Genomic DNA, 17,788 nt, shown 5'->3' with positions numbered 1-17,788 from the left:
TAAAATGAGGTCAGCCAGATTGGCGTAGATTTTTTGTCCGATTGAGGCAGCAAACCGGACGCATAGCGAGGGCTATGTGGAGGATTTGCTAACGAAAAGCGGGCGAAAAAGATGCGTCAAGATGGTTGTGCTGAATTTATCAGTGTCTCCTTAAATATGGATGAAGTCCTTCTGCGCCCGCATGGCACGCATGGCGTTGAGGACGGCGAGGAGGGTGACGCCCACGTCGGCGAAGATCGCCGCCCAGAGGCTTGCCCAGCCGAGTGCACCGAGGAGGAGGACGGCCGCCTTGATGCCGACGGCGAGGGCGATGTTCTCCCGTGCGATGCGGACGGTGCGGCGTGCGAGAGCGAGGAGGGAGACGAGCCTGCGCGGTTCGTCGGTCATGAGTACGACATCCGCCGCCTCGATGGCGGCGTCCGCACCGATGCCGCCCATGGCGATGCCGATGTCGGCACGTGCAAGGACGGGCGCGTCGTTGATGCCGTCGCCGATGTAGGCGAGTGTCCTGCCCGCGCGCTCGGCGGCGAGCAGACGCTCAAGATGCGCCGCCTTGTCCTGCGGCAGGAGTTCGGCGTATACCGTGTCGATGCCGACTGCCGCAGCGACGTCTTGTGCGGCGGGGCGGGCATCGCCCGTGAGCATGACGGTCTCGCGGATGCCGTGCTCTCTCAGCGCGCGGACGGCGTCCGCAGCACCTGCCCTGACGGTGTCGGCGACGCAGATCATGCCCGCATACGCTCCATCCACGGCGAGCCAGATCGCACCCGCAGGTGCGGCAGACGGGAGGTCGGCGACACCTCTCTCGCTGAGGTATGCGTGTGTGCCGATGCAGATGACGCGCTTTTCGCTGCATGCGGTGATGCCGCGTCCCGCCCGCTCCTCGATGTCATGGACAGCCGCAGGGGTGCCGCCGCATTCCGCGAAGGCACGCATGACGGCCCGCGCCGTCGGATGGGACGAGTGCTGCTCTGCGGCGGCGGCGCGGGCGAGCACCTCCTTTTCCGTAGTGCCTGCGGCGGGGAGAATGCGCGTCACACGGAGGCTGCCCTCGGTGAGTGTGCCCGTCTTGTCAAAGACGATGGTGTCCGTACGGGCGAGCGCGTCGAGATAGGAACTGCCCTTGACGAGGAGCCCTGCACGGGATGCTGCCCCGAGTCCCGCGAAGAAGGTGAGCGGGACGGAGATGACGAGGGCGCAGGGGCAGGAGATGACGAGGAAGGTCAGCGCACGATAGACCCACGGCGCGAAGACGTCTCCCATGGTGAGCGGAGGCAGGACGGCGATGGCGAGAGCGGCGCATACGACGACGGGCGTATAGATGCGCGCAAAGCGTGTGATGAATGCCTCCGTGCGCGACTTCTTATCCGACGCCTCCTCCACGAGCTCCAGAATGCGCGCCGCAGCGGACTGCGCATAGGCGGCTGTGACGCGTACGGTGAGCGCACCCGTGATGTTGACGCAGCCGCTGAGCAGCGTATCTCCCATACGCACGGTGCGCGGCAGGGACTCGCCCGTGAGCGCGGCAGTGTCAAGCGTGCTCTCGCCTGCGGTCACCGTCCCGTCGAGCGGCACGCGCTCGCCCGGATAGATGCGGATCGTGCTGCCAAGGGCAACCGCCGCAGGATGTACGATCTCCTCGCGCCCGTCCATGAGGACGCGCGCCGTGTCGGGGCGGATGTCCATGAGCGCCGTGATGGAGCGGCGTGCACGCTGAACGGCACGATCCTGCAGGAACTCACCGAGCTGGTAGAGCAGCATGACGGCGGCGGCCTCGGCATAGTCGCCGAGCGCGAGGGCACCAAGCGTGGCGGCGCTCATGAGAAAGTGCTCGCCAAAGATATGCCCCCGATGCAGATGCACGGCGGCACGGCAGAGAACATCAGCGCCGACGAGGACATATGCCGCGAGAAAGAGAACGGTGCCCGCCGTTCCCTCGCCGCAGAGCATGCCGAGGAGAAAGAGCAGCGCTGCCGCCGCGATGCGCGTGCGCATGGACAGGTACGCGCTCCGCTCCGTCTGTGCATGCGTGCATTCGCACCCGCATTCATGAGATTGTGCTGCTGAATCCATGATGGCTCACCGCTTTCTGTTTTTATATGAACAGTTATTCATACGTTGATTATGACGCAGAAGTGGGATGAAGTCAAGCGGAGATGTGGAAATCACGGATAAATTCAGCGCAATTTTTGGCCTGCACTTTGAAGGAATAATCGTCTGTCTTTTCGTAATGCTGTGTTCTATTAAATTTTCCCGGAGGGTGCAGAACTATTGCAATAGCACGGCGGATATGGTAAATTATCACTCGTATTTCTTATACGTGTGCCAGCATTCGAAAGGGAATGGGGGAACGGCATACGGCACATTTGGAAGAATTAGCTGGCCTTGGCGAGGGATACCTTGAGACTTGGCGGGATGATTAGTGTCTGCACGGGGGAGACGCGCACAGCGCGTCGTGCATCGACGACCAAATGGCAGGAAATACAGGCTGGTGAGAATCGCCAGCTTTTCTTTTTGTCCGAAATGCGATAAAATAAATTGTGCGCATCTGTTTGAAAGGAGCTGCTATGTTTACATTCAAAGGAGACGGATTCCATGCCTTTCACGGCATTACGCCGCAGATTCACGAGGAGGCGTTCGTCGCGCCGCAGGTGTTCCTCTCGGGTGATGTGCGGCTCGGACAGTACGCGAGCCTCTGGCCGGGGGTTGCTGCACGCGGCGATGTTAACTATATCTCGGTCGGCGTCTGCTCCAATGTTCAGGATCTCACGTGTCTGCACGTCGCGGATGAGAACCCGTGCATCATCGGCGACTATGTGACGGTCGGGCACAGCGCGTGCATCCACGGCTGTGAGATCGAGGATCACGTGCTGATCGGCATGGGCGCGATTGTCCTCACGGGGGCAAAGATCGGGCGCGGCTCGATTATCGCGGCGGGCGCCGTGGTCAAGGAGAATGCCGTCATTCCGCCGAACTCGCTCGTCGCGGGCGTCCCGGGCAAGATCGTGCGTGAGAACATCGACCGCATCAAGACGATCCATGCCCAAGCGATCAAGTACAAATGCGAATGGTCGGTGGAGTACGGCGTCTATCCAGAGATTGGCGGCGAACGCTACCACGGCGAGAAGGTCATCTGATGGCGGATGCGGAGGAGCTGATCCGCCAACCGCACGGAAAAGAGCAGCAGATAAAGATGGAGATCGTCTCCATGATCCACGGCGGTGAGTCACCCTATGACGTGATCTATCACGTCGCACAGTGGCTGGAGAAAGCCTCGGGCGAACCGGGCTACGCCCAGTACGTCCTCGATGCGATGCGCACGGTCTACGGCTGTGCGCTGCAGCATGTACGGCCGATGGAGGATGAGCTGCGCGACGTGGAGGCACGCCTCGTCCGCATCCGCGCTGCCTACGAGGACCCTGTATTCACCGAGGAGGAGAAGAAGCGCATCCGCTTTGCGATCGACCTCCACGTGAAGAATATCGCGCGCCTGAAGGAGTGCATTGCGCGCGCCAAGGCGAACGGCGAGCCGGCAGAGATTGTGAAGAATTGAAGAAGGAAGAAAACGATGCTGACAGATGTATTTTTTGAATGCCTGAAACACGACGGCATTGTGTCGGTGGCGTCGGTGACGCCCGAGAACGAGGCACATATCGCGAATACGTGGAATAAGTACATCATCGTGACGGAGGATGAGCGGATTCTGATCCCATGCTACGGGTTCCGCAAGACGGAGCGCAATGCGGCGGAGCATCCGCGCCTCGCACTGACGCTCGGCAGCCACGAGGTCGAGGGCCGTCGCGGGATGGGTACCGGCTTTTTGCTGATAGGGACGGCGGAGTTCCGCAAGGACGGCGCGCTTTTTGAGCAGATGCATGCCAAGTGCTCGTTTGCGAACCGCGTGCTGATCTTTACGCCGGATTCCTGCCGGCAGACCCTCTGAACACGATTGTATACCGCGATACAAACGCCGCCCTGCTTGCGTGCAGGGCGGCGTTTATGTTACTATATTTCTGTTATTCCGTTTTTTTGTGGAAAATCGCTCATTTTAGGAGGGAAAGAACATGAACATCTCTACCGTAAAGAAGTTTTTTGCGGCAGGTGCAGTCCTTGTATTCTCTGCTGCACTCCTCACCGGCTGCGGCGGCGACTCTGCATCGGGCAAGAAGTTCCTGAACATCGGCACAGGCGGCACGGCGGGTACCTACTACCCGATCGGTGGCGCGATTGCCGAGATTCTGAACAAGGAGATCCCGGGGATGAACGCGAGTGCGCAGAGCACGGGCGCGTCGGTGGCGAATATCAATATGCTGCGCGACAAGGCGATCGACCTTGCGACGGTGCAGAACGATATTACATACTATGCCGTGACAGGCACGGAGATGTTCGACGGCAAGAAGGTGGACGGACTGCAGGGGATCGCCTCGCTCTACCCCGAGACCTGCCAGTTTGTGACGCTCCAGTCCTCGGGCATCAAGAACATCTCGGAGCTGAAGGGCAAGCGTGTCGCGGTCGGCGCGGCCGGCTCGGGCGTTGAGGCAAATGTGCGCCAGATCCTCGCAGCATACGGCATCTCCTACGATGATATTGATGCGAAGTTCCTCTCGTTCGCCGAGGGGGCGAGCGCGCTGAAGGACGGCAACGTGGATGTTGCCGTGCTGACGGCGGGCTATCCGACGGCGTCTGTGCAGGATATCGCCTCACAGAACCCCGTACGTCTCCTCCCCGTGGAGGACAAGGCTGCGGATGCGCTGATCGCAAAGTATCCGTTCTACACGAAGACCACGATCCCTGCGGGGACGTACGGCGGATTCAATGAGGACATCCCCTCGGTCTCTGTCATGGCGATGCTCGTTGCGGGGCCCTCGGTGGATGCCGACATGGGCTACAGCATCACGAAGGCGATCTTCTCGAACCTCGATCGCCTGCAGGCCGCGCACGCTGTCGGCAAGCAGATCACAAAGGCAACGGCGGAGGATGGAATGTCTCTGCCGATGAATGCGGGGGCGGAGAAGTACTTTAACGAGAAATGAGAGCCTATCTGATCGCTCTCGCCGCGGCGGTGCTCCTCATCGCATTTGATATTCTCTCTGCGCCGGCGCTCCTCATGCACGCGGGCGGAGAGACGACTGTCCTCGTACGGGAGATCGGCAGAGAGGGGACGCCGCTCACCGTGCGGTTCATCCACTCCGTGCAGAAGACGCCCGTCGAGGAGTTCCTCACCGTCTATCCGGACGGACATTTCCACCTCACGGGCACGCGCTACCAGTCACACGGCGTGGGGCTTCCCTTTCTCCCCGAGGAGGGGACGTTTCACGAGGAGGATGGGCATTTCATCCTCGATATGGATCGCGACTATGACACGCTGAGCCTGCGCACAGGTGTGGGGACGGAGCTGACCATTACGGTGGGCGGCACGGACTATCCCCTCTATGAGCGCTGTCCTGACGGCACGCGAATCGACCTCGTCGCTGCACCGCTCTATACAAGCCTATTATAAGATTTCCGGGGCTGCGGATCGTGGCCTCGTATTTCTTTTTCCGCAAATATTTTATGTATCGTGAAAATCTTCGGGGCTTGCCCCTGCCGAAAGAATTATTTAAGGATGTGAACACGCTATGACTGACCATGCTGCAAATGCGGAAGAAATACTCAAAACGTATGACCGCGAATCCAACACCGCCCACTATACGGGCTGGCCGAAGAAGATCATTGCGGCGATTGCCATTACATTTTCCATCTTTCAGCTCTACACGGCGATCTTCGGCGTGCTCGATGCACAGCTGCAGCGTGCTGTTCATCTCGGGTTTGGGCTCGCGCTTGCCTATCTCCTCTATCCCTTTCGGCGTGCGTGGACGCGGGATCACTACTTCCACCCGATCGACATCGCATTCGCCGTCCTCGGCGCGGCGACGCCCGCCTATCTTGTCATCCAGTACCGTGAGCTGATTACACGTGCAGGGATCGTATCGACCACGGATGCCGTCGTCGGCGGACTCGGCATCCTGCTCGTTATCGAGGCGACGCGGCGTGTCGTGGGGCTGCCGATGGTGACCGTCGTGCTCGCCTTCATCGCGTATGCCTTCCTCGGTCCCTACATGCCGGGCGTGCTCGCACACCGCGGACTCAGTCCGGAGCAGCTCATCGGACATCTCTACTTTACGACGGAGGGCATCTTCGGTATCCCGCTCGGCGTCTCCTCGACGTTTATCTTCCTCTTCATTCTTTTCGGTGCCTATCTTGAGAGCACGGGGCTCGGCAAGTTCTTCATCGACCTCGCCAATGCGGTCGCGGGCTGGGCGAGCGGCGGCCCGGCGAAGGTCGCCGTTCTCTCGAGCGGGCTGATGGGCACGGTCTCGGGCAGCTCAGTCGCGAACGTCGTCGGCACGGGCTCGCTCACCATCCCAATGATGAAAAAACTCGGCTACAACGCGAACTTTGCGGGGGCGGTCGAGGCGGCGGCCTCCACGGGCGGACAGCTGATGCCGCCGGTCATGGGCGCGGCGGCGTTCCTCATGGCGGAATTCGTCGGCGTCCCCTACATCGATGTCGTCAAGGCGGCGGCGATCCCCGCGCTTCTCTATTTCACAGGGGTTTGGCTCGGCGTTCACTTTGAGGCAAAGCGCAAGAAGCTGAAGGGCATCCCGCGCGCCGAGCTGCCGAATCCGCTGACGCTCCTGAAGGAACGCGGGCATCTCGCGATTCCTCTCGCCGTGATCGTCTATCTGCTCGTTTCGGGCTATACGCCCATGCGTGCGGCACTCGTCGCCATCTTCCTCTCCATCCTCTGCGCCATGCTGCGCAAATCGACGCGCATGAAGCCGATCGAGATTGTCTACGGCCTTGAGCGCGGCGCGAAAGGCGTGCTCGGCGTGCTCGTCGCCTGCGCGTCGGCGGGCATCATCATCGGCGTCGTTACGAAGACGGGCGTCGGCCTGCGCCTCGCATCGGGACTGATTGATCTCGCAGGCGGGATGCTCCTTCCTGCGATGTTCTTCACCATGATTACGGCGATTGTGCTCGGCATGGGCGTGCCGACCACGGCGAACTACGTCATCACTTCGACCATTGCCGCGCCTGCGCTCGAGCAGATGGGCGTCCCTGTGCTCGCTGCGCACATGTTCGTGTTCTACTTCGGCATCATCGCGGATGTCACGCCGCCTGTTGCCCTCGCTGCGTACGCGGGGGCGGGCATCAGCGGAGGAAATGCGCTGAAAACAGGCGTGCACGCGTCAAAACTGGCGATAGCGGCATTCATCATCCCGTATGTATTCGTCCTCTCGCCCGTCCTCCTCATGGTTGATGCGACGCCGCTCGCACTCGTCTCAGTCACGATCTCTGCCCTCCTCGGCATGATCGCCGTCAGCTCCGCGCTCTGCGGCTTCCTTGCCGATCACTGCCGCCCTTATGAGCGGCTGCTTCTTATCGCTGCAGGGCTCCTCATGATCGCGCCGGGCAGCACCACCGACCTCGTTGGACTTGCTCTCTTCGTCGTCATTCTCGTCATGCAGTATCGGCGGGCGAAGGAGGCAGCATGAAGACGGCACAGGAATACATCGAGGAACGCAGCTTCTTCGATGCGGTCAAGGCACTGTACGAAGTTCCGGAAGCCGAGCGCGATGCGCTCTGGAACTATCGCATGGGCTATGCCCTGTACTTTTTTGCGGTCAATCGGTATCCGAAGCTTTGTGTTCTGCGTCTGGCTCTCGGCTATTTGGAGCGTGCAGACGAGGATGCGGAGAGCAAGGCGGAGATCGAGCGCGTCTTCTATGGAAAGCCCGGCGGCATGACGGCGCGGTGCCAAGAGGCGGTTGAAAACAAGCACGGCTGGTATGCGGAGGAGCCCGTTTCTATGAGTGTGGAGCAGCTCGTGCGTGAGGCTGAGGCAGAGCGCGAGCGTGTGCGCCGTGAGGTGACGGCGTTCTTTGAACGCACGCAGCGGCGTGAGATTGCGATCTCGCATCATCCTGCACAGGAAAAACTCCCCGTCGGTGCGAGCAAGTTCTACGGAACGCCCGATCTGCCCGCAGATTTTGACTGGCCGCACTATAAGGGAACGGACTTCGAAGGCGTGACGAAGAACCGCCCGCTTGCCTTTCTCGCGCAGATCAACCTTGGCGAAGCCGCGCCGTGTGACCGTACAGGTCTCCTGCCGAAGACGGGCGTGCTCAGCTTCTTCTATGAGACCGTGTCGATGGAGTGGGGATTTGAACTAAAGTCTGAGGGATATGCACGCGTCTATTATTTCCCCGAGACGGAGGGGCTTGTCCCGACACAGATTCCGGAGGAAACGAAGGAGTGGAGCGTGGGCGAGCAGGCGCTGACCTTTGCGGATGCCGTCAGTCTTCTGTCGTCTTTTGCATACAGCCGCAGCTGCGGCAAAGAGGTGGATTGGGATACCTACAACGAACTGCGGGCGGAGTTCGGATACGATGCTGCCACTCACGAGGACAATCCCATGAAGATGCTCGGCTATGCCGACGAGATTCAGAATGAAATGGAGCCGGAGTGCGAACTCTACAGCAGGGGCATTGACGGAGACATGCAGGAAGAGCTTTCCGAAGAGGAGGAAGCGGAACTTGTGAGAAATGCTGCAGATCGCTGGGGGCTGCTGTTTCAGATGGGCACCGTCGAGGACGGTGAAACGGAGCTTATGTACGGCGACTGCGGTCTGATCTACTTCTGGATTCGGAAGGAAGACCTTGCTGCGCGGAACTTTCATCACGTCCGATTGATTTTGCAGTGTGGATGAAAGATAAAGAAAAACGCTTGCAAAAATCATTATATTTGCGTATTCTATCCTTGTAAAGGAGTGAGTGCGATGGAACAGGCAGTTAATGTAAACTTTCGACTGGACGCAGCGGTAAAGAAGAACATGGAGCAGGTTTGTGCAGAACTTGGGCTCTCCATGAGTGCGGCGTTTACGATCTTTGCCAAGAAAGTGGGACGGGAACGCCGAATCCCATTTGATGTCTCTGTGGATCCGTTTTATGATGAGCGGAATCTGCACTATCTCGAACAAAAGCTGGAAGCATACCGAGCGGGAAAGCTGCGCTTTGCCGAACATGATCTCATTGAGAATTGATGATGAGAAAGCGTAGGCTTCAGTGGGATTTTGATGCGTGGGAAGACTATCCCGATTGGCAGAGAAACGACAAGAAAATCCTAAAGCGTATCAATCAACTCATCTGAGAAGTGGTTCGCGATCCCTTTTGCGGCATGGGAAAGCCGGAGCCTCTGCGAGGAAATCTTGCAGGATTTTGGAGTCGGCGCATTGATGGTGAGCATCGACTGGTTTATCTTGTCGAGGACGAGAGCATTTTGATCTTTGCCTGTCGCGGACATTACGACTAACAAAAAACATCCCTGCCAAGCGGCAGGGATGTTTTCATATCCAAGGAAGCACTGATAAATTCAGCACAACCATCTTGACGCATCTTTTTCGCCCGCTTTTCGTTAGCAAATCCTCCACATAGCCTCTGCTATGCGTCCGGTTTGCTGCCTCAATCGGACAAAAAATCTACGCCAATCTGGCAGACCTCATTTTATCAGTGCTTCCTCAATTCGCGATCAGTGCTTTTCTTCCGCCTTCACATCGATGATCGGGCCGTCGATCAGCTTCTGCTCCTCGGGCTCGGATCCCTTGCGGCGGCGCCAGATCAGGAAGGCGATCACGGCGACCAGAACGAGTACGGCGATGACCGTACCGATGATGGCCGTTTTGTTCCAGATGCGGAACGAGACCTGAATCGGCGAAGATTCGCCCGTGACGAGTGTCTTGCCAAGGTTCCACGTAAGCGTCCTGCCGCCGTCTTCCTCGCGGTCGGCGTTGGAGCTCGATGGTGCGGATGGGAGCGTCATCTGATAGGTGAACGTGATGTTGCTCGCGAATGCACCTGCACCGCCGCCGTTCTGGCTGCCCTCGAACAGGAGGTCAAAATTGTAGTCCGTGTAGAAGAGGCTCTTCTTCACTGTAATGCCCGTGTTCTTGCCGTCATGTGCGGCGAAGAATTCCTGATCGGACAGCTTGTCCACCGAGTCGTAGTGCTCCGTGATCTCGTAGCCTGACATGTTCTCCTTCATGACGGGCGCGACCTGTGCGTCGGGGTTCTTTGCCAGCATGGACGCCTTGCTCTGCTCGACGATCTGGGCGAGCATCGGCGCACTGACGAGCGTCGTCTTGAGATCGGCAGAGCCGTCGTTGTTGACCGTGACGTTCACGTCGCCGCTGAAACAGCCGCTCGTCAGAACGAGCAAGCTAAGCATCACTGCGGCAAGCATTGTGCGCATGTACTGCGTAGTGAACATAGTATACCTCCCATAGATTTGACCCCATAAATTCGGATTGAGATTTATCCGTATTGTACATGAGAGAGGGGGATTTTGCAAGGAGGAATACCTTAGTGGGCAGATGCTGTGCGCTCTGATACACAGAAACTATTTCCTGAAAAATTTTATCTATTTAGAGATAGGAAAGATTCGGTTGTCAGTGATGCGTATTTTCGCTATAATAGACATAGAATGATTCTGCTTGAGTGTCTGCACCGTATGGCAGCTCCTGCCGCAGCGGGGCAGAGGGGATATTTTCATGAGGAGGATTTCACATGGCAAAGGTAGCAGTTGTATACTGGTCCGGCACGGGCAACACGCAGAAGATGGCAGAGGCTGTCGTCGAGGGCGCAAAGGGCGCAGGTGCTGAGGTCGAGTGCTTCGAGGTGGATAGCTTCTCCGTCGATCAAATTGACGGCTTTGACGGTCTCGCGCTCGGCTGCCCCTCGATGGGCGCAGAGGAGCTCGAGGAGGGCTCGTACGAGCCGTTCTTCGCGGCTGCGGTGGACAGCGGCAAGCTCTCCGGCAAGCCCGTTGTGCTCTTCGGCTCGTGGGGCTGGGGCGCAGGTGCTTGGATGGAGACGTGGTCTGAGCGCACGAAGGATGCAGGCGCAAACCTCGTCGATACCTTCATCGTCGAGAACGAGCCGGACGACGAGGGACTCGAGGGCAGCAAGAAGCTCGGCGCAGCCATCGCCGGTGCATGCTGATCGGTATCCCTGATCATATTTTTGACGAGAAGAGTCGCTTCGCGCGGGGCGGCTCTTTTTCTATGGAGTTGTTGCAGGAATTTTGCCACATGATAGAGAAATTAACAAGATATACATGAGGGGTGTATAGGAATCGCTGATAAAATGAGGTCTGCCAGATTGGCGTAGATTTTTTGTCCGATTGAGGCAGCAAACCGGACGCATAGCGAGGGCTATGTGGAGGATTTGCTAACGAAAAGCGGGCGAAAAAGATACGTCAAGATGGCTGTGCCGAATTTATCAGTGCTTCCTATATACTGAGCAAGGGAAAGGAATGATAATGTATGGAAACAGAAGCGGCGTCTGCGGCAGTGCAGACGGCAGGCTTTATTCATCCTGTGATGGCGGATGTTATGACCATCCTGTCGTTCGTCCTCGTCGTCGCGAGTGTCGGGATCGCCTCCGTGGCGACGTACTATGCGTGGCGGCAGTCGGGCGGCACGATTGACGCGGTGGAAAAGGATGTCGCGTGGCTGCGCAAAGAGGCGGAGCGTCTCTCGAACGAGATCAAAAGCGTCGCGGCAAAGGACAGCATGACCGCGAGCGAGATCACGCAGCTCAAGGAAAAGATCGCACAGCTTGAGGCGGCGCTGGCGGAGGCGGGGGAGCGGCCTGCGGCACCGCCGCCCGAGGAGCCCGCACCGGAGCCGGAGCTGCCTGCCCCTGAGCCCGAGCCCGAGCTGCCGGCACCGGAGCCAGAGCCGGAGCTGCCCGAACCAGAGCCAGAACTTGAGCCGGCCCCGGCACCGGAGCCTGAACCCGAACCCGAACCGGAGGAAGAGGAGGACGACGATCTCGACCTCGACACACTGCTCGATAGTAAGCCGATATGGCAGGATCTCCTTGACGACTATCATGCCCTGTGCGAGAATTTCGACCGTGCGAAGGGCGTGGAGCTGTGTATGCCGATCATCACGAAGTACGGGCTGCATCTCCTCGTCTGCTCTGATCACGCCGCCGTCGAGAACGGCAAGGCGATGCCGAAGTTCGAGGAGGTCGAGGACCTCAATGAGGCGACCTTCTGGGCGTATGACATCCCGGGGCAGCCGGACGACTTTGCCGTTGTTCCGAGCCCCATGTTCCCCTATGACCAGGAACTGCATGAGACCGGCGGCATGAAGGAGACCTTTGCTGCACGCTATGAGGCCGGCACGACCTACGACCACGTCAGCGTCGATATGCCCGCACTCTTCAGCAAACGCAGCGATAAGTGGAACATCGAGCAGCCGGGACTCCTGCGGCTCGTGGAGTAAAAGCACCGAGAACAAAGAGAACCGTACACGAGGGAAACACCTTGGTACGGTTCTTTTTAGCCTCTGCTATGCGTCCAGTTTGTCTCCTTGACAGGAAAAAATCTTCGCTAATCTGACGAACTTCATTTTATCAGTAATTCTCAAGGATATTATTTCTTTTTCCCCTTCTTGTCGCTTATGTCCTTTAGACATGCCTGCAGGAGAATTTGATTCACGAGGATGTCGGTGTTTGCGGGGGCGATGGCAGCGGCGCCTGCGAGGGCTTTCCAAGCGCCTGTGTAGTCTTTCGTGTGGATGAGAGCGACGGCGAGGGCATTCTGTGCGTCGGCATTCGCGGCGTCACGGTGAATGGCGTCGCGCAGGACGGGGATTGCCTTCGCTGCGGCGTTTTCTGCGAGGAGGGTGAGTCCGTAGTTGTAGCGTGCGCCCGCATCGTCGGGCGCACGCTTCAGGTATGCTTCGTAGGCACGGCGGGCTTCCTTGGTGCTGCCCTCTGCGGTATGGGTGAGGGCGATGCCGAGATATGGCTCGGTGCGGCGCGTACTGCGTTTCTGCGCGGCAGTGAAGTCGGCACGCGCGGCGGGGAGGTCGCCGCGGTGGAGGTAGACGAGGCCGCGATAGATGTAGCTGTCAGCGTCGGCTGCCTGCATGATGCGCGCATTCGCGGCGTGGAGGGCGATGTCGGAGCCGTCAGGGAGAGCAGCGCGGTCACGGATGGCGAGGATGCCTTGTCCGTAGGTGGTGCCGGGGACGGCCCAGACGCCGTTGAGCTGTACCCAGTGCGTGAGTTTGCCGAAGATGTCGGGGCGTTTTGTGCGGAGAAGGTCATAGCGCGGATCAACAATGGGGCTGTGCGGCGGCGTTGTGCTTGCGTAGGCGAGGAGATGCTGGATGTGCGCGCGCGCGCCCGTGCGCATGTCGGGGAAGGAGAGTCCCTTTGCGCCGTTCCCCGTTGCGCCGAGTCCGCAGAAGTTGTTCTGCCGCCAGTCCACGTCGCCGCCGTAGGCGAAGAAGCCCGTTTCTTTGTACGCCTGTGCGAGGGCGACGTCGGGGCGGATGCCCTCGCGCTCTGCTTCCTCGTAGTAGGCATGGACAAGTTCCTTGGGAGAGCCCGTGAGCTTTGGCTTTGGGTTGCGGGCGAGGAGGCAGGCGAGCATCTGCTCCTCGGATGCAGTGGGCTCACCGAGGATGGTGACCTCGGCGGGGGGCTGTGTGGGGACGGTGAGAATGTCGAGATGTGGGGCGGGAAGAGCAAAGGGCAGACTCGCAGCGAGTTTCGCGTCAATCACTTTCGTCTGCGGGAGTTCGGCAGGGAACGCAGGCCGCGGGATGCTTGGTGCACTGTCCTTTGATGCGGGCGCAGGCACAGCGAATGAATGGGGGGCGCAGAGGAGAGCGGCGGCAGCGAGGGCAGCGGGCAGTGTGGAGAGTTTCATGGTGATCGTCCTTTCTATGGATGCGGTGACCGTTTCCTTTCGAAATTTACAGTAAAACGTTCGTCTATGGCAAGTCACTTTGTTCCATAGAGCATACCACTACCGCGCAGCATGAAGCGGACGGTGGGCGGCATCTCGATATTGCGCTCGGTGTTCGGGATGTAGGAGACATCCGCGATGCCCTGCTCCTTGAGATAGGCGACAAATACGTCCATATCGCCGTACATATTCTTGTACCCGAAGGTGTCGTGCAGGGCGAATGCGCCGCCCTTTTTCAGCACGCGCAGCGCCTCCTCAACGAGCATGAACTTGTCCTTCTGCGTGCGCACCTCATGAAAGACGAAATTGCTGACGACGGCATCGAAGTGATTGTCGGGAAAGTCGAGCTTTGCCGCGTCCCCATGCTGGAATGTGCAGCGCTCTGCAACGCCCTCGGCAGCGGCATTCGATTCGCATTGTTCCTGCCCGTAGTTCCACATTGCGGGCCAGTAGTCAATGCCACGCACCTCGGCGAGCGGGAAGCGCTTTGCCGTTGCAATCGTGAGCGCGCCCGAGCCACAGCCAACGTCGAGTGCCCTGCCGAGTCCATCCCACGGCAGCTGATCGAGCAGATAGGCGTGGATGCGGCGCATGAGTCCTCCGCCCTCGAATGAGAATACGCGGCGGCAATAGTACATATAGAGGACGACGATGGTCGCGACGCCGGCGAGAATCGCGAGGATGAAGAAGGGGGCCGTCACGCGGTCGTATACGAGCGCGTAGAGCACTGTCAGCACATAGAGCACAGCGGCGATGGCGACGAGTGTCTTCATCATCGACATGGGGATCCAGTTACCATAGTTCGTTTTCATATCTTCTTCTCCTTTGCAAGCAGTGCAATGACCGCATCCACCTCGTTGTTGACCTCTGCACGCAGCTCTTTCAGCGCAGGTGAAAATGCAGCCTCTTTGATTCCGTAGGTGCGCTGAAGGTCGTATTCGAGCGGCAGCCACGTCGTAGGATCGCCCTCGTTGTGTGTGATGACCGCCTCCATGCGGTCAAGTGCCTTCACGAGCCGTGCCTCCTCTGTCTCGCACGCGTCCATCTCCGCGAAGAGGTCGCGTACCTCAGCCGCATATGGGGCGGGGAGGGAGTCAATCCACGCGTCACGCAGACAATGCTCATGTGCGCGGTCAGCGTTCGTTTTCTCAAAGGTCGGGATATCGCCCGTAAAGACCTCGCCCATATCGTGCAGGAGTGCCATGAGGAGGACGCGCGTAAGGTCGGCGCTCGGGAATGCGTCGCGCAGGAAGTACGCCATCAGCGCCATCCGCCAGCTGTGCTCGGCGACGCTCTCCTGCCGCCCCGACTTCATCCACGCGTGACGCGTGCGCTCCTTGAGTCCGGCGATACAGTGCATGACGGCGAGATATTCTTTCGGGGTCATCGTTGCTCCTTTTTGTATCTGAGAAAGTGTCTCTATTATAGCACATGTGGAGCGTGAGGGAAATGCACCTGAAATGAAAGTGTTTCCCATTGCCCTTGTCAACACGCCGCGCATATAGTATGATAAGAAACTATAGGAAGCGGGAATTCCTATGAGGAGGAATGTGTGTGAGTCAGAAAATGGGCGTGCTCGGTCCCGTGGGGACGCACAGCGAGGCGGCGGCACGCTATCTCATGGAGTGGCAGCAACTCGACCGCGAGATTGTCTGCTATGGCGATATCGGGGCGTGTCTTCATGCGGTGGAGACGGGCGCGGTGGATGCGGCGTTTGTCCCTGTGGAGAATTCCCTCGAGGGGGCAATCGCCGTGACGCTCGATGTGCTCGCACACACGGATGTTCTGCGTGTGAACCGTGAGGTGATCTGGCCTGTCCACAACTATCTGATGGCGCGGCGCGCAGATGTGGAGATCCGTACGATCTACTCCCATGCACAGCCCATCGCACAGTGCGGGACGTTTCTCCTGCAGCACTGCCCGCAGGCGGAGCTCATCAAGACGGCGAGTACGGCGCGTGCGGCGGAGATGGTGGGGGCAGCACCTCTGGACGCGGGGGCGGCGGCGATCTGTACGCGGCGTGCGGGGGCTCTGCATGGTCTGGTGGAGATCGCGGGCAGGATCGAGGACAGCGGAGCGAACTGCACGCGCTTCTTTGAGGTCGTGCGTGCGCGGGAGATCCCGCCGCCCGCATCACCTGATACGATCCTGCTGGTGGCACAGATCGACGGTTCGCGTCCGGGGGCACTTTATAATGTCCTCGGTGAGTTTGCCCGCCGCGAGGTGAATCTCACGCGCATTGAGTCTCGCCCTGCACGGACGGAGCTGGGCGCGTATCTTTTCTTTTTTGATCTCGATGCGCACAGCGATGCCGCAGCGGAGGCGATCGCCGCCGTCGCACGGCGGAGCATCTGGCTGAAGGAGTTGGGACGATTTCCGGTGCATCTCGCCCGCAATGAATAGGGAGCACCGCTATTTTTAGGGGTTCGGGGATAAAGGAGTTTTACGATGGTCGTTATTATGCATGCAGATGCCACGCAGGCTGATATTGAGGGGGTCATCAGTGCTATCGAGGAGAAAGGGCTCGAGGCAAAGGTGATGGAGGGCGCGCATCAGAAGATTGTCGGTGTGATCGGCGATAAGACGAAACTTGCCGCAACGCCGCTGGATGCGATGCACGGCGTTGAGACGACGGTCGCGATCTCGAAGAGCTATAAGCTCGCGAGCCGCGAGTTCCATCCCGCCTCGACGGTGGTGGATATCCGCGGCATCAAGATCGGTGACGGGACGCCTGTGGTCATGGCGGGGCCGTGCGCGGTGGAGTCGCGTGAGCAGCTCATGGAGACAGCGCAGCTTATCAAGGAGGGCGGAGCGCAGTTCATTCGCGGCGGTGCGTATAAGCCGCGTACCTCGCCCTATGCGTTCCAGGGCCTTGAGGAGGAGGGGCTGAAGTATCTCGCCGAGGCGCGTGAGAAGACGGGGCTTGCCGTTGTGACGGAGGTCACGGTGGTCGAGGCGGTGGATACGGTCGCCGCCTACGCTGATCTTCTGCAGGTCGGCGCACGCAATATGCAGAACTTCGGTCTCCTGAAGGCGGTCGGACGCGCGGGAAAGCCCGTCATGCTGAAGCGCGGGCTGGCTGCGACCATCGACGAGTGGCTGAACGCCGCCGAGTACATCATGAATGAGGGCAATCCAAACGTCATTCTCTGTGAGCGCGGCATCCGCACGTATGAGACCTATACGCGCAACACGTTTGACATCAGTGCGATTCCTGCGATCAAGCATCTCTCGCATCTGCCGATCATTGCCGACCCGAGTCACGGTACGGGAAAGTGGCGCATGATCAAGCCCGTGTCCCTCGCCTCCATTGCGGCAGGAGCGGACGGGCTCATCATCGAGGTGCATCCGAACCCCGCACGCGCTCTTTCCGATGGACCGCAGTCGCTGACGCCGGAGAACTACCGCGATCTCATGGCGAGTGTGCAGAAGCTCAGCCACTTTATGAAGGATGAGCAGATTGAGCCGATGGTGATGGAGTAACGCAATAACGCAATAACGCAAAATGCGGTGATACGAACGTCAAATTCGTATCACCGCATTTTCTATATCGATTATACTTCGGCAATAACCTCGATCTCGCAGAGTGCACCCGCCGGCAGTGCTTTGGCAGCGATGCAGGAGCGTGCAGGCTTGCCCGTGAAGTGGCGGGCATAGACTTCGTTGAATGCGGCGAAGTCCGCGATGTCTGCAAGGAAGCAGGTGGTCTTGATGGTGTGCGAGAGGTCGGTGCCGGCAGCACGGAGGACGGCGGCGAGGTTCTTGCAGACCTGCTCTGCCTGCCCTGCGACGTCCGTCGCCGTGATCTTGCCGACGGCGGGGTCGATGCCGATCTGTCCCGAGGTGTAGACGAGAGAGCCGACGCGCATTGCCTGACTGTAGGGGCCGAGGGCAGCGGGGGCGTTGTCGCTGTGAATCATTTCCATAGAGAGGCTCCTTTCATCAATAAGGGCTGGTGTACGAAGCGTTCTGTTTCGTACAC

General features: G+C 59.2%; 20 protein-coding genes and 1 pseudogene. 14 read left to right on the top strand and 7 right to left on the bottom strand.

What is annotated here, in order from left to right; translation table 11 throughout:
• Positions 1-150 precede the first annotated feature (150 nt).
• Positions 151-1,995, bottom strand: coding sequence for a heavy metal translocating P-type ATPase (locus tag AXE86_RS04355; RefSeq protein WP_061946939.1), 1,845 nt, complete (start codon positions 1,993-1,995; stop codon positions 151-153).
• Positions 1,996-2,567: 572 nt separating this feature from the next.
• Here AXE86_RS04355 and AXE86_RS04350 point away from each other — a divergent pair.
• From AXE86_RS04350 to AXE86_RS04310, 9 genes and pseudogenes are all read left to right on the top strand, one after another.
• On the top strand, positions 2,568-3,137 hold the full coding sequence (locus AXE86_RS04350; protein WP_061945084.1) for a gamma carbonic anhydrase family protein: 570 nt from the start codon (positions 2,568-2,570) through the stop codon (positions 3,135-3,137).
• Entirely contained in the window at positions 3,137-3,553 is a 417-nt protein-coding gene (locus AXE86_RS04345; protein ID WP_061945082.1) for a hypothetical protein, read from the top strand. Before AXE86_RS04350 ends, AXE86_RS04345 begins: the two co-directional genes overlap by 1 nt.
• 15 nt (positions 3,554-3,568) lie before the next feature.
• Positions 3,569-3,943, top strand: coding sequence for a pyridoxamine 5'-phosphate oxidase family protein (locus tag AXE86_RS04340; RefSeq protein WP_061945080.1), 375 nt, complete (start codon positions 3,569-3,571; stop codon positions 3,941-3,943).
• Positions 3,944-4,064: 121 nt separating this feature from the next.
• Complete coding sequence (locus AXE86_RS04335; RefSeq protein ID WP_061945078.1) at positions 4,065-5,033, top strand: TAXI family TRAP transporter solute-binding subunit; 969 nt, start codon at positions 4,065-4,067, stop codon at positions 5,031-5,033.
• Positions 5,030-5,500, top strand: coding sequence for a DUF1850 domain-containing protein (locus AXE86_RS04330; RefSeq protein ID WP_061945076.1), 471 nt, complete (start codon positions 5,030-5,032; stop codon positions 5,498-5,500). The genes AXE86_RS04335 and AXE86_RS04330 overlap by 4 nt, the downstream gene beginning before the upstream one ends.
• A gap of 118 nt (positions 5,501-5,618) precedes the next feature.
• Positions 5,619-7,538 (top strand): TRAP transporter permease, encoded by a 1,920-nt coding sequence (locus AXE86_RS04325; RefSeq protein WP_061945074.1) that lies wholly within the window; start codon positions 5,619-5,621, stop codon positions 7,536-7,538.
• A complete protein-coding gene (locus AXE86_RS04320; RefSeq protein ID WP_061945072.1) occupies positions 7,535-8,752 on the top strand; it encodes a YwqG family protein in 1,218 nt (405 codons plus the stop codon). Before AXE86_RS04325 ends, AXE86_RS04320 begins: the two co-directional genes overlap by 4 nt.
• A gap of 69 nt (positions 8,753-8,821) precedes the next feature.
• Positions 8,822-9,085: a type II toxin-antitoxin system RelB/DinJ family antitoxin gene (locus AXE86_RS04315; RefSeq protein WP_061945070.1), complete on the top strand. Its 264-nt coding sequence runs from the start codon at positions 8,822-8,824 to the stop codon at positions 9,083-9,085.
• Positions 9,085-9,354 (top strand): annotated as a pseudogene (locus AXE86_RS04310) (Txe/YoeB family addiction module toxin). Before AXE86_RS04315 ends, AXE86_RS04310 begins: the two are co-directional and overlap by 1 nt.
• 34 nt (positions 9,355-9,388) lie before the next feature.
• Here the strand turns inward: AXE86_RS04310 and AXE86_RS13115 are convergent.
• Positions 9,389-9,520, bottom strand: a complete 132-nt coding sequence (locus AXE86_RS13115) for a secretion protein HlyD (RefSeq protein WP_071884683.1) — start codon at positions 9,518-9,520, stop codon at positions 9,389-9,391.
• A 50-nt stretch (positions 9,521-9,570) separates the two neighbouring features.
• On the bottom strand, positions 9,571-10,308 hold the full coding sequence (locus AXE86_RS04305) for a hypothetical protein (protein ID WP_061945068.1): 738 nt from the start codon (positions 10,306-10,308) through the stop codon (positions 9,571-9,573).
• 296 nt (positions 10,309-10,604) lie between these two features.
• Between AXE86_RS04305 and AXE86_RS04300 the strand changes: the two genes are divergently transcribed.
• From AXE86_RS04300 to AXE86_RS04295, 3 genes are all read left to right on the top strand, one after another.
• Entirely contained in the window at positions 10,605-11,039 is a 435-nt protein-coding gene (locus AXE86_RS04300; RefSeq protein ID WP_050342559.1) for a flavodoxin, read from the top strand.
• A 168-nt stretch (positions 11,040-11,207) separates the two neighbouring features.
• Positions 11,208-11,339, top strand: coding sequence for a secretion protein HlyD (locus tag AXE86_RS13110; RefSeq protein ID WP_071884682.1), 132 nt, complete (start codon positions 11,208-11,210; stop codon positions 11,337-11,339).
• Between the two features lie 23 nt (positions 11,340-11,362).
• Complete coding sequence (locus AXE86_RS04295) at positions 11,363-12,331, top strand: hypothetical protein (protein WP_061945066.1); 969 nt, start codon at positions 11,363-11,365, stop codon at positions 12,329-12,331.
• A 149-nt stretch (positions 12,332-12,480) separates the two neighbouring features.
• Here the strand turns inward: AXE86_RS04295 and AXE86_RS04290 are convergent, their stop codons facing one another.
• The 3 genes from AXE86_RS04290 to AXE86_RS04280 form a co-directional block, all read right to left on the bottom strand.
• The gene (locus AXE86_RS04290) at positions 12,481-13,767 is read right to left on the bottom strand and encodes a glucosaminidase domain-containing protein (RefSeq protein WP_061945064.1); all 1,287 of its coding nucleotides are present in this window, start codon (positions 13,765-13,767) and stop codon (positions 12,481-12,483) included.
• Positions 13,768-13,841: 74 nt separating this feature from the next.
• On the bottom strand, positions 13,842-14,618 hold the full coding sequence (locus AXE86_RS04285) for a class I SAM-dependent methyltransferase (protein WP_061945061.1): 777 nt from the start codon (positions 14,616-14,618) through the stop codon (positions 13,842-13,844).
• The gene (locus AXE86_RS04280) at positions 14,615-15,193 is read right to left on the bottom strand and encodes an HD domain-containing protein (RefSeq protein ID WP_061945060.1); all 579 of its coding nucleotides are present in this window, start codon (positions 15,191-15,193) and stop codon (positions 14,615-14,617) included. Before AXE86_RS04280 ends, AXE86_RS04285 begins: the two co-directional genes overlap by 4 nt.
• A 167-nt stretch (positions 15,194-15,360) precedes the next feature.
• Between AXE86_RS04280 and pheA the strand changes: the two genes are divergently transcribed.
• Both pheA and aroF read left to right on the top strand, forming a co-directional pair.
• Positions 15,361-16,209, top strand: coding sequence for a prephenate dehydratase (gene pheA / locus AXE86_RS04275; RefSeq protein ID WP_061945058.1), 849 nt, complete (start codon positions 15,361-15,363; stop codon positions 16,207-16,209).
• Between the two features lie 45 nt (positions 16,210-16,254).
• The gene (gene aroF, locus AXE86_RS04270; RefSeq protein WP_061945055.1) at positions 16,255-17,289 is read left to right on the top strand and encodes a 3-deoxy-7-phosphoheptulonate synthase; all 1,035 of its coding nucleotides are present in this window, start codon (positions 16,255-16,257) and stop codon (positions 17,287-17,289) included.
• A gap of 71 nt (positions 17,290-17,360) precedes the next feature.
• On the opposite strand, the gene AXE86_RS04265 is transcribed toward aroF, so the two are convergent.
• The gene (locus AXE86_RS04265) at positions 17,361-17,732 is read right to left on the bottom strand and encodes a RidA family protein (RefSeq protein WP_061945052.1); all 372 of its coding nucleotides are present in this window, start codon (positions 17,730-17,732) and stop codon (positions 17,361-17,363) included.
• Positions 17,733-17,788 lie beyond the last annotated feature (56 nt).

Source organism: Selenomonas sp. oral taxon 136 (assembly GCF_001554015.1).
Classification (GTDB): Bacteria; Bacillota; Negativicutes; order Selenomonadales; family Selenomonadaceae; genus Centipeda; species Centipeda felix.
This window is presented reverse-complemented; position numbering and strand designations above follow the sequence as displayed.